Origin of the sequence: Mediterraneibacter hominis, assembly GCF_014287475.1 — a bacterium.
GTDB classification, from domain to species: domain Bacteria; phylum Bacillota; class Clostridia; order Lachnospirales; family Lachnospiraceae; genus Mediterraneibacter; species Mediterraneibacter hominis.
This window is the reverse complement of sequence record NZ_JACOPF010000002.1, coordinates 656,001-667,153: the sequence shown is the minus strand read 5'-3', so window position 1 is coordinate 667,153 and position 11,153 is coordinate 656,001. Positions and strand designations below refer to the sequence as shown.

Annotated in this window: 17 protein-coding genes; all 17 read right to left on the bottom strand. The window is 43.1% G+C overall.

Annotation, left to right across the window (positions count from 1 at the left end):
- Positions 1-132: 132 nt before the first annotated feature.
- A complete protein-coding gene (locus tag H8S37_RS12735) occupies positions 133-582 on the bottom strand; it encodes an esterase (protein WP_186876434.1) in 450 nt (149 codons plus the stop codon).
- A 13-nt stretch (positions 583-595) separates the two neighbouring features.
- Entirely contained in the window at positions 596-1,468 is an 873-nt protein-coding gene (locus tag H8S37_RS12730) for a hypothetical protein (RefSeq protein ID WP_186876433.1), read from the bottom strand.
- Between the two features lie 18 nt (positions 1,469-1,486).
- The gene (locus tag H8S37_RS12725) at positions 1,487-1,840 is read right to left on the bottom strand and encodes a hypothetical protein (protein ID WP_186876432.1); all 354 of its coding nucleotides are present in this window, start codon (positions 1,838-1,840) and stop codon (positions 1,487-1,489) included.
- On the bottom strand, positions 1,837-2,175 hold the full coding sequence (locus H8S37_RS12720; protein ID WP_186876431.1) for a hypothetical protein: 339 nt from the start codon (positions 2,173-2,175) through the stop codon (positions 1,837-1,839). The genes H8S37_RS12725 and H8S37_RS12720 overlap by 4 nt, the downstream gene beginning before the upstream one ends.
- Positions 2,175-2,522 (bottom strand): hypothetical protein, encoded by a 348-nt coding sequence (locus tag H8S37_RS12715; RefSeq protein ID WP_186876430.1) that lies wholly within the window; start codon positions 2,520-2,522, stop codon positions 2,175-2,177. The genes H8S37_RS12720 and H8S37_RS12715 overlap by 1 nt, the downstream gene beginning before the upstream one ends.
- Before the next feature lie 4 nt (positions 2,523-2,526).
- Complete coding sequence (locus tag H8S37_RS12710; protein ID WP_186876429.1) at positions 2,527-2,799, bottom strand: hypothetical protein; 273 nt, start codon at positions 2,797-2,799, stop codon at positions 2,527-2,529.
- A 13-nt stretch (positions 2,800-2,812) separates the two neighbouring features.
- Entirely contained in the window at positions 2,813-4,114 is a 1,302-nt protein-coding gene (locus tag H8S37_RS12705) for a major capsid protein (RefSeq protein WP_186876428.1), read from the bottom strand.
- A gap of 13 nt (positions 4,115-4,127) precedes the next feature.
- The gene (locus H8S37_RS12700) at positions 4,128-4,718 is read right to left on the bottom strand and encodes a phage scaffolding protein (RefSeq protein ID WP_186876427.1); all 591 of its coding nucleotides are present in this window, start codon (positions 4,716-4,718) and stop codon (positions 4,128-4,130) included.
- A gap of 139 nt (positions 4,719-4,857) precedes the next feature.
- On the bottom strand, positions 4,858-5,574 hold the full coding sequence (locus H8S37_RS12695; protein ID WP_186876426.1) for an ORF6N domain-containing protein: 717 nt from the start codon (positions 5,572-5,574) through the stop codon (positions 4,858-4,860).
- Between the two features lie 8 nt (positions 5,575-5,582).
- Positions 5,583-5,945: a GIY-YIG nuclease family protein gene (locus H8S37_RS12690; protein ID WP_186876425.1), complete on the bottom strand. Its 363-nt coding sequence runs from the start codon at positions 5,943-5,945 to the stop codon at positions 5,583-5,585.
- 110 nt (positions 5,946-6,055) lie between these two features.
- Positions 6,056-6,226 (bottom strand): CopG family transcriptional regulator, encoded by a 171-nt coding sequence (locus H8S37_RS12685; RefSeq protein ID WP_186876424.1) that lies wholly within the window; start codon positions 6,224-6,226, stop codon positions 6,056-6,058.
- A 162-nt stretch (positions 6,227-6,388) separates the two neighbouring features.
- Positions 6,389-7,072, bottom strand: coding sequence for a Rha family transcriptional regulator (locus H8S37_RS12680; RefSeq protein ID WP_186876423.1), 684 nt, complete (start codon positions 7,070-7,072; stop codon positions 6,389-6,391).
- Positions 7,073-7,256: 184 nt separating this feature from the next.
- A complete protein-coding gene (locus tag H8S37_RS12675) occupies positions 7,257-7,640 on the bottom strand; it encodes a YjcQ family protein (RefSeq protein ID WP_186876422.1) in 384 nt (127 codons plus the stop codon).
- A gap of 306 nt (positions 7,641-7,946) precedes the next feature.
- Positions 7,947-8,189 carry a hypothetical protein gene (locus tag H8S37_RS12670; RefSeq protein ID WP_186876421.1) on the bottom strand — a complete coding sequence of 81 codons (243 nt, stop codon included), beginning with the start codon at positions 8,187-8,189 and terminating at the stop codon, positions 7,947-7,949.
- 18 nt (positions 8,190-8,207) lie between these two features.
- The gene (locus tag H8S37_RS12665; protein ID WP_186876420.1) at positions 8,208-8,435 is read right to left on the bottom strand and encodes a transposase; all 228 of its coding nucleotides are present in this window, start codon (positions 8,433-8,435) and stop codon (positions 8,208-8,210) included.
- Entirely contained in the window at positions 8,425-9,684 is a 1,260-nt protein-coding gene (locus tag H8S37_RS12660) for a structural protein (RefSeq protein ID WP_186876419.1), read from the bottom strand. Before H8S37_RS12660 ends, H8S37_RS12665 begins: the two co-directional genes overlap by 11 nt.
- Positions 9,684-11,153, bottom strand: coding sequence for a phage portal protein (locus H8S37_RS12655; RefSeq protein ID WP_186876418.1), 1,470 nt, complete (start codon positions 11,151-11,153; stop codon positions 9,684-9,686). Before H8S37_RS12655 ends, H8S37_RS12660 begins: the two co-directional genes overlap by 1 nt.

Here is an 11,153-nt window from a genome sequence, read left to right as displayed (position 1 = left end):
CCCAGGCCTTTGAAATATTCTGCCATACTGCTTACTTTCTTCCTTTTCTTTTCATATCGCGGCTCGTCGCCTTTCAGGACACGTTTTACGATATAATCACATGCTTCATCAAAGCAAAATGCCGTATATTCATCATCTATACCTATTACCTCGCTTGGCGTCCTTCCTTGTGCTTTTGCCAGGTTTAATATTCTGTTCAGGCCCCTGCTTCTCACGAAACCCATTCAACATCTGTACCCCCTTCTGTGTATACAGATAGATATGTATCAGCTGATCATCCGTCAATTCAATTCCTGCCGCTTCCAGTTCTTCAAAGGAAGGTTCCACAAGCGCTGCTTTTGCCAAAAAGAACGCGGCCTCTCCCATTTCTTTAAATGAGGCTCCATCTTTTCCGGGATTCATTCCGTCTGAAAACAGTTTCGCCGCAGCCCCTAAAAGCTGGTTTGGAATCTGCCCCTCTTTTGCCAGTCTTATAAGGGAAGGTCTCCTCAATTTTACGATAAAAGGCTCCCCCGGAATAAATCCCGGAAGAGCCACCTCATTCACCCCTGCATTTTTTATATTTTCGATATTCGTTACCATAGGTTGTCTCCTTTTATTCTGTCTTTGATGTCACAGTGCCAATTCCTGCTGCCCTTGCCTTTCCGTCAGACGTGGTTTCCACAATTAGAATCTTATGCCCTGTTGTAGCGGTAATTTCTGCCGTACCATCCCAATCCGTATATCCTGATGAACAGTCCTGATTATATGCCGGGAGATTAACGCTTGCGCCCGTCTTATACTTGTACGAATTTCCGCCTGCCTTTGCAGGCTTCACAGTTACTTTTGTTTTCCCTGTAGTTGTTCCTGCTGCTGTAGTTATTGTAAGTTCACCTAATGTTGGTACCATCTCGGCAGCATCCTCTACTTCTGGCAGTTCATCCACATATTCAATTTCATATGGGGCCTCCCCCTGTTTTGGAAGGGATAAAAGTACATACTGAGCAGAGCGCCACTCGTCGTCCTTAGCGTTGTATGCAAACGGCTGTCCTGTGCAGTGCTTATACGTTGTCTTTTCATACTTGACAATCTCTCCACTGCTGTCCATAACCGCCGAATATACATCCACCGTATATTTTGTCTGTGCCGTTTCTTCTTCCCCGACAACCGGAGGTGTATATTTTACAATCTTTCCTGCCTCATCGCGGAGAATGGTACCGCCCTGCACTGCTTTCGCTAAATCAAGGACAGTCATGTTATCTGTCAGCGTAATCTGGATGCCTGTCAGTGTCTGCTTTTCTTTCTTCTGCGCTTTCAGTACCCCTTTAATCAATAGTTTATTTGCGTCTGTAGTTTCCGTCTGTACTTCTGTCGCCACCTCGGTATTAGTAGTAATACCGATAGCGTCTTCTGAACCGTCTTCCGGAGTTAATACAATCAAAGAAGCATCAATCGTTGCCACTTCATCAGGTTTTCTAATTTTTCCCATGTTTCTTTTCTTCCTTTCTTAAATTCTGTTTACTTTGCTTATCCGGGAATTCCGGTATATCAAACTTGTCATATAGGCTCTCTTTTCACTGTCCGGGTAATGGGGCTGTTCATCTTCTACGAGACGCAACGCAGGATACAGCCTGTTCATGGATATTTTTACATTGCCAATGTAATCCGAGAACTCACTGTACCGGTTCATCGGATAGTACAGCAGCAGCTCATACTCCGGTACCTCTATACTCTGCCTGCGGGTCACGCCATTATCCCGTAGTACGATATACGGCTCCGTACATTCTCCTTCATGCTGTCCCAGGGAATAAACTGAAAATCCATCCCCTGACAAATGTTTGTGTATATCTTTCCACTTCATTTTCTGTTCACCGCCTTTATTGCCCCGGCAATAATCTCCGGTCCTTTCCTTCGGAGTGTGGGATAAATAATGGCATACCGTTTTTCATGTGCAAACTCAAGATATACTCCATAATCAACGCCATGCGCCAGATATATACGTATACCACTGTCCGTACGTACACAGTAGCCCTTAATCCTCTCCCGCGCATCATGTGTATGGTCTCGCCACGGTCGATTTTTTTGTGCTTCCCCTTGCAATAAAGCCGCAGATGTTTTTCCGTATTTTATCAGTTTCTCTTCCATTCTGGTCGGTATACACTCCAGATTCTCTTTCATTTCAGTCAAATCCAGCATTATATCACCTCCAGGGAAATATCCATAAATAGCCCTAAATTCCCCAAATCATCCAGTCCGGTCACGCGAAAACGGCGCCCTGCAATCTCCAGAATATCCTGCTTTTCTATATCTGCGGTATACGCCATTAAAAACATAGGCTGTTTTGCGGTATATATCTTTCCGGCTTCTACGATACTTACTCCTAAATAACCATTAGCCTCATGGAACAGTCCCCGAAAATCCCCTATAATCTGTGTGCCGACAGGCTCATGGAACTCATTTTCTACCTCTCGGTATATAGTAGCCTGCTGCCCGCGCGACTCAATCAGGCGTGATAAAGCATACGTCTGATGAACAAATCCCATATTCTCACCCGCCTTTCGCTGTCGTCGTACAGTTCGGACGGTACATGGCTGCAAGACGCAGCCAGTACGCCGAAGAGTCTGCTATAGAAAGCCCGGAGACACTCAAAGAGCACTCTTCCGCCTTAATGATTAAACAATTATAGGTCGCTAACTCTATATCTCCGCCAGCTCTGTCCAGCTGGCTTTGCAGCTCTTCATCTTCGAAAAACGGCACCTGCGTTTCCCGGAGATTTATTTTTAACTGTTTTAGTTGTTCATTACTTCCTTCTTCCGCCATGCCGTTTTCCTCCTTATGCTTTGACTGTCAGCTCTGCCATGCCTGCTGCCACTGCTTTGTTTGAAGAATCAACCTCTACCACAACAATCTTCTGTCCTGTTGTAGCCGTAATCTCATCAGTACCGTTCCAAGCTGTATATCCTGATGTGCAAGTCTGCCCATACGTTGGCAGTGTCGGACTGGAAGCTACTTTATATTTGTAAGAGTTGCTCCCGTCTTTCTCTGGGCTTACCGTAATTTTTGTCTTTCCAGAATCCGTCCCCTCTTCACTTGTTACTGTCAAAGTTCCCAATGTCGGAGATACCGGGACGGAAACAGAACCAGAAGCAATCTTATGCTTCAGGGCAACAATCGGAATATTTTTCAGGTCCTTCTTCAAAGTCCAGTTCGTCGGGGTGGACAGGTTATTGTTGGACGCGTACTTCTTGCCGTTGTCCATCTTCGCCGAAGGATTCCAGGAAAGCCCCAACGGATGCATGACCAGAGCTCTCCTGTTAATCAGGATATTCTCTGCCTTCCGCTTATTCCTATCGGTTTCAGTCCCTACAAGTCCCTGTGGCATGCCATCATCCCTTGCAAAAACACCCTTGCCCATAAAATAAGTCATGTACGTCTTGCCGGAATTGTCATACGGCATACCGTCATCTACAACTACCTGATAGCCTAGATAGTAGTCAATCTTAATTTTCAGGTCAGAATCATATTCTGTCTCAATTTTCTGCTGCTTCTGAAGCTGCGTATAGGTAGCTGAATGCATGAACACCATGCCTAGTTTGTCATAGGCGTCGCCCATCAGCTGCTTTGCATCCAGCGTATTGTCTACACCAATCACGCTGTCCGTTCCAGAAGCCCCCGATACATCCAACACATGTGCTTTCAGCGCACCTGCTATCGGATCCAGGATTCCTTTCAGTGTGGCCAGCATGATTGCCTGTTCTCTCTCATTCCACCAGTCAGATACCAGGTTTGCGATTGCTCCGATAGGGTCTGTTCCGCCAAATACCTTTGACAAGTCTGTATCTCCCCATGCTTTCTGTCTCACAAGAAGAGTAGCCACCTCATTATCCGTGGTGATTTTGTCAACTCCGATTTCCTCTTCACCGAATACCTCATCCTCTCCAGAAAGCGGATTGTAATACGGCATGGTAATTAAATTACCTCCCTTTGGCGTCCCGTTAATAATCTGGGACACTGTCGGGTCAGATGTCACAATTCCGCTTTTTACTAACATAGATTTTTCCGTTGTTCTCTCCAGTGTGTACTCTGTAAACTTAGTAGGTACAATCTGAAGATCTGCAATAGTTGTTACTGCCATAATTTAATTCCTCCTATTCTGCTGCTTTTGCTTCTTCTTTTAATTTCTTTGCTCTGTCTGGATCAGTCATTTCCAGCTTCATTTGTTCTGTAAGATTCCAGCCTTTCTGGGAATAAGGGTTCTTCTCCAGAGGCGTCCGGTCTTTGTGTGTCCTGCCGAAATTTCCGGCTGAACCCGTACCGCCTGCCATCCCTTCTTCAAACTGTCCCGCATACTTCTCTTTTGTGGCCTTGATGAAGTTCTCAGAATCCTTTACGGCTCCCTTATCATCAAACTCCACAGTGTCTCCCAGCTTATACAGAAGATAATCTACATCCTTGCAGCCTTCCTGCTGTAATAGAGACCGCAGGGTAAACTCTTTTTTGTCTTTTTCCCTTCCGTCTTTTTCATTTTGCAGCTGGGTTTTTAAATCTTCGACGTCGATTTTTTCGAGTTCTGCAATTCGACCATCTTTTTTAATCACGTCGTCACGTAACGCCTTGATGGTCGCATCCTTTGTCTGAATCTGGGTTTGATATCCGGTAATATCGGTGCCGTACTGCACCATAATTTTTTCAACATTATCCTTATCAATTCCCAGACCTTCCAAAAATTTTCTGTCCATAGTGCCTCCATTCCGGTATACGCTTGTTGTCGAGGTCGCGTCCCCGTGTACCCGCGCCGATTACGCCCGCGCCCAGGCGAATTTGTGTATAAAAAGAACACCCATCAAAGACAGGTGTTCTAATTACCGTTATGTAGTTTTACATTTGGCTCATTTTCACATTGAGTATTTTCATTATCATTTCCGCCGCTTTTGTCGCCTGTTCGTTGTAGTCTTTAGCCAGCGGACTCTTAACCAAGTCCCCGTCCCGATAATGAATAAACGCATGTGACAGTTCCCAAGCCAGTTCATAACAAGCCTTTTCCACTGTTACGCCAGTGCGGATTCCAATATGATTATTTTTTAATACGCTATCCAATGTATTAAGTGGAAAGGAACTAACCTTAATTCCTTTATCCTCTGCCACTTGCAAAAGCACTTTTAAAATCCGTATCGGATTATCAATCTGTGGAAGTTCGTCTTTCTCCGGCTTTTTAATTGGAACAGGTTTTGTCTCCACCGTAACAGGCACTTTCTTTTCTTCCTCTGCCCGAAAGTAGTAGTCCACCAGATAATCGTATACTTCCCATGCCTTGTCAGTATTTAGTGACTTTGCATGAAGAAGTGCGCCTTTCTCTGTCCAGAGATAGAGCGTATGAGCAGATTTCAAACTGTCTTGACCGTCAAGACGGCTTTTAAACTCCCTCAATTCCTCGCCCTCTAACTTAATGTAATGTTTACCCTCCACATATTTCTTTTTATTATACTGGAAATTATAAGAAATAATTTTTCTAGTTGTACCGTACAATTTTGCAATCTGCGGAGTTGTCAAAACTCTCATATTTTCTTTTTCTAATACTTGTAATTCTTCAAACATTTACACATTCACTCCTCATTTTCAAAATCTTCGGGATGAAAATATCTGGCAAAAAAGTCTACACCATACCCTTGAGGAGATTTATCTTCTAACTCTGCTATTTCAGAAAATGTTTTCTTCAAAGTAGAAACCATGTCATCAAAACTAACAGCAAACCATTCACCAAATAAGTTACGGCTTTCATATTGTTTAAGAACCTTTTTCTTTACCTCATAAGGATTGTAGCAGTCTTCCGTTTCATACATCCTTGTGATTTTATACCCCATCTGGCTTTCGATAGTCTTTTTTCTTTGTTCTGGATTTCCGCCAACACCTATTTTTACGTCCCCTTCTGGATTTTCTATGGTATACACTTTTCTATATTTGTGCATATTTTCACCTCTTTTCTTATTTGCAAGGAGCTTCCAACTATGATAGTATATTTCATAGAGGAAGTTCCTCGGTTGGAGTAACCTGTTCACTTTGGTCGGTGCGGTTACTCCTATTCTTTTTTCAAAACCTTTTCGATTCCCATTCTTACTACTTCGGTACGACTAACTTGATGTTCCTTACAGTACTTTACTAACATGGCATTTGTTTCTTCATCAATCCTAGCCTTTACCTCTATTGTTTTTGGTTTATCTACTTTTGGTCTTCCTGTACGTGGACTCATCTCCTCACCTCACTTTTTTTGTGCCACAATTAAAGTATAATTATTGAGCCACAAAAAGTCAAGAGGTAATTTCAAAAAGGACAAGTGAATTTTTACCCTAGTTTACAACTGGGTGAGAAATCTTCACCTGGTTTAACAACCAAGTAGAATTTTTCTACCCAGTTACGCCGCAATCTGCAACATGGTGTTGTTCTGCTGTATAAATTCCTTTATCTGGTCGTACCCCCAGCCACAGTCTACAAGTCCGCTGACAAGACACTCCATAGACTGTATAGCTTTCAACTCCTCTGCTGATAGATAATCACGCAGATTGTCCTTTTTACTGATTCCTAATTCTTCGCGCAACTGTTTTGCGTTCTTCCCAAACAGCACCTTATAAATACAATTTGTATATGTAGAATAGGCATGACCGTGCATACGCTCATTTTCAGCAGACTGTTGCAACGCCTTTGTGAGTGACTGCCTGACTGCAATTCCTTTTTCCCTCTCAATCAGTTTGCCCTGTAACGCTTTCTCCATTGCATTAAACTGTTTGATATAGGCTTCTTTAAATTTTATGGCTTTGGGGTCGGTAAATCCCATAACAAGCATTGTAAAGCCGTCTTTATCCATAAGTTCACATGGTTGCTTTTTCCCTCGAGAATCAATATATGTTGACGGTGAAAAATGTTCACCGCGAAATTCATCGCTACACTTCAGTTCTCGTATTGTTCTAAGCACAGCTTTGTGTTCTCTTATATACTCTCTTTGATTTTCTTCATCAAAATAAGTAAACGTTTCTGCCACATCCAAACTACTTACTACTGTCATTTCCATTTTACTGATTCTTTTAATTTCTACTAACATATTTCCAATCCTTTCTGTTGAATTTTAAGTATCAAAATAGGACGCAGCATTTCGCTACGCCCTACGGCTTTTGGGGAGGTCAGGAGCATACCCTGACAGGACTTCTCCCCGATATTCAATTAACTTCATGTGTTCTCCTTAAAAATAAGCATAAGAAAACCACTGCCCTCATTCCGAACAGTGGCTACCCTGCTATCCTTGATATAATTGCCTGCTGTAAAACCGTCAGTCCAAAAAGCCCCGCCTGTTTTGCCAAAGCCTTTATCTTCTCCGTCGCAGACATGTTTTCTTCTATTTCCGCCTGCTTCTCTACATACTCAACACCTCTGCGCGTCATAAAAAGATTGTCCTTTCTGAGCGCCCGTATTTTCTTAATAGACATTGTATCAGGCGGCGTCCAGATAACTCCTTGTATATACCCTTCATTTTGCAGCTTCATTAACGCCACAGTAAACACCTGACTATCCATTTCCAATAATCGGTATGTAATCTTTTCCATATCGGGAATATCTTTTTGATATTCCGCATAGATAGCAAACAAGACCTGGTGCTTTGTATCTGTTGTCATATCTATTCCTCCCAAATAAAAAAAATACCAGCCCCAAAAGGCTGATAATAACAAAAACGAAAGGTATTTGGCGGGTGTGCCCTTTCCCGCATTTCTTTTGACCCAAAGGGTGCGTAGCAGCACAATCTCTACTTCAAATACCTTACCGTTCATTGTACCTAAACTATAGAGCAATTTCATAAATCAGTAAAAAGAAGTCCTCGGCTGGAGCGTCACTCCCGGCATCTCTTTTGCCCATTGCCAAGGGCATGTGGCGTATGACGACGCACTTTTCACCTCGAAGACTTCTTCTATAACTCCATATCATCAATACCACATTAACAATTTGCTGTCTGGCAAAGGTTCATCAGTACCAATAAATTCCAACAGCGCGCTTTGTGCGTGTCTTATATGATTTTGACACCATTCATAATCTTTCGGAAGAGCATACTCATCTACTTCCTTTGTATCGAGATTGATTTTTAAATGGCCATATTCTTTGCTATCCTCTGGCCGAATATCACATTCAATAAAACGGCTATTCTTTTCGATATTTTTTAATTTTATCATAGATTCCTTTTATGTTTCCTATGCAATTTTATCAACGTCGAAGTCCAATCCTAATTCTTTAAGGTCTGCATCCCTTGCGTCCAACTCGCTTTTCAATATATCCAGCATTTCATAATAAGCAAGACGCCTGCCCTGATTAAACAAATCATTTCTGTCCCTATCGCTTTCTTCTACTGCCTCATTTGCATTTTCAACTAACCTAGCAATGATATACTTCAACGATTCTTCGCTTAATTTACTCATCATAATCACCTCGGCTTTTCAACTCGTCTATTCGCTCTTGAATAGACTGCTTAAAATTACGGATTTCTTTGTTCCAATGCCGTTTTAGCCCTTCTTGATACCGTATGTCATAGCTGTCCCACTCTGGGTAAAACTCACTAGGATTAGATATTTTAGCCTCGTGTTCACCAATCCGAAACTGATACTTTCTTATCGCACGTTTCAGCGATACAGATTCTTGATTCTTGATATCTTTTTCTGCAAAAAACTGCAAATCCATCTTTAGTATATTCCCTTTTTCTTTAATTATAACAGAATCAGTATGCTTTTCAACCAGTTTTTTATTTTTGATTGGGCGTGTATGTCTCCCTAACCATCTATCCAATTCAGGATTTCTCTTACCTGCTGCCCAGTCCGACAACTCTTCTCCAATCTCGTCCATGCTCTTTGGTATCACTGCGGTAATAATGCACATCCCGTTCGGGTGGTCTAAAGGAACGCGGTTTTTCGGGAACATTTTTCCATCCCTTTCCCTGCACAATTCGCAGGTCTTCCCGGCGTTGGAAGAGTGCCATTGATATTTTTCAATGAATGGGTTGTTTCTAGTAGAACGCTGGAAAGACAGCTGATATGCATGTGTCACGGAAGTACGCGCCAGCCTTTGCGCATTATAATCAACTACTCTGTTGCAGTTTGGATAGACCTTCCGCCATTCCCACGGTTTCTTTGCTTGCGGATCCACATACATCTCCAAGTCCTTCGCCAAGTCATAAGCCGATTTCTGTTCAATAATGCCTCGGTTGATAATATAGCCAATATCCCTATCGAATTTTCCCTTATAATTCCACAGCCTTTCTGACAACCCGGTAAAGTCCTTATATATTCCCCCATTCATCAGTTCGTCAACGCAGGTCTGTGGGATGGAAGAAAAGGCATCCCGAAAACGTTCCGATACCCCCGGCATAATACCGCCCCAAAATTGCTCTTCTGCCCTAGATACTGCTACCGCTGTATCAAATATCCCTGCACCTACAATTCCCTGCAAGTCTGCATATATCTGTTTACTCTGACCTTTCAATGATTTTGCATAGTCCTTTAGCCAGCGATAAGTCAGAGTCTTTTCGCTCTTCCGGGCAATCTCTTTTCCTAAATCTTTTGCAATATCTCTGTACAGCTTCGCAATCTGCTGTTGTTGCTTTTTAGTAATCTGAATCCTTTTCTTTTGTGCTTCCGCTATCAGTTCTCTGTACTGTTTAATGTGTCCATACGGCACTATTCATCACCGCCCGAATCTGGTGGGAATTCCGCCGCGAAGCTGTCCTCTAACATCTGTTTCTCTTTTGCAATCTGCTCAATCTCTGCTTCCGCTTCATCCTCCGGCATGCCGTTGTGGTCGACTCCTCCCCACTTCATCAGATAAGACTTAATGGATCTAGCCACACCTACTTCCTGCAAATCCAGTGTCCGTTCCTCTGCCTCATCTTCTGGAAGTGGATACCGCGCTTCCACGGTTATGATATGCTCTGCAGGACTGAAATCTCCATAAATCCCTTTCAGCTGCGGAAAAACATCGGCGGCATGCAAAATCAATTCTGCCATCCATTCCAGGGCTGGTTCCCAAGCATTCCATTTTGCTTCACACCGACAGATTAATGGCCAGTATAACATTTTCAATCCCTTTCCGGATGTCATCAGCCCCTGCGTCTTCTCTAATGACAAATCTGGAATTGCCAGACTATCATGCATATTTTCGCTGATATTACCCAGCGTATCTGCATATGTGTCCTTGTAACTGAATGAATTTTCTACAGTCCCTACATTTGGTACTGCACCACCCAGAACCGGATCGCCCTGTAAATCCCAGACAGTACCTGGAGCAAATTTCAGCTTATCGAATACCTTCGGAGACGCCCCAGCAATCCATGTAATCTGGTTCATAGTCTTGCGGATGGTATCCAGATTGGCAGACCGCATTTTGTTGTACCAGGAATCCTCATCTTCAATAGTCTCAACATCCGATTCTCCCTCCGTGCAGCCCGACAGCCCGTCGTTGATAATGACATAACAGGGAATCCGGTCTAGTCCCGTAGGCTCTATTTTTTCAGTGTCCGGGAACATATCCCCATAACCATCAAACAATGCCTCGGAAACGTAGCATTTCCCGTTTTCTATCCAGTAAATCTGCCTCCACCAACGCTGCTCTGTCTTCTCCTCACAATCTTCCATACAATAGAACAATACAACCTTTGTCAGCGTATCTACATCATCAGGTGCCGTCTCATAGACAAATCCGTCAGCCGGCACAAACATAATCCCTATCTTGTCCTTTTGTACGCTGACCTTCAGCAGTATCCTGCTGCCAATGAAACAATCCTTTGCACCTTTTAACATCTTATCTGCCCACTTGTTCTTTTTCAGAACTTTATTTAGGTATTCTTGCATAGCAGACTCATTTGGTTTGATATTCCCTTCATCTTTCTTTTCATCCGGACAGGATATCGTTATATCTGGGACTTTTCCCATCATAAACTCCGCCTGCTTTGAAATCAGACGCTTTATCTTTTTTGATTTCAGTTTTGTCTGCTGAAAATCCTCATCTGTTTGTTCCGTATCAAAATCCGCACCCCCATCATACACATGGTACCAGTGCCCTATCCGGCGCACCATATCCGTCACATCCGGCCCATAGGGACCAGACAGCTCCTGGACAATAAATAGAGGCAGTTCCCTCAATGCTGCCAT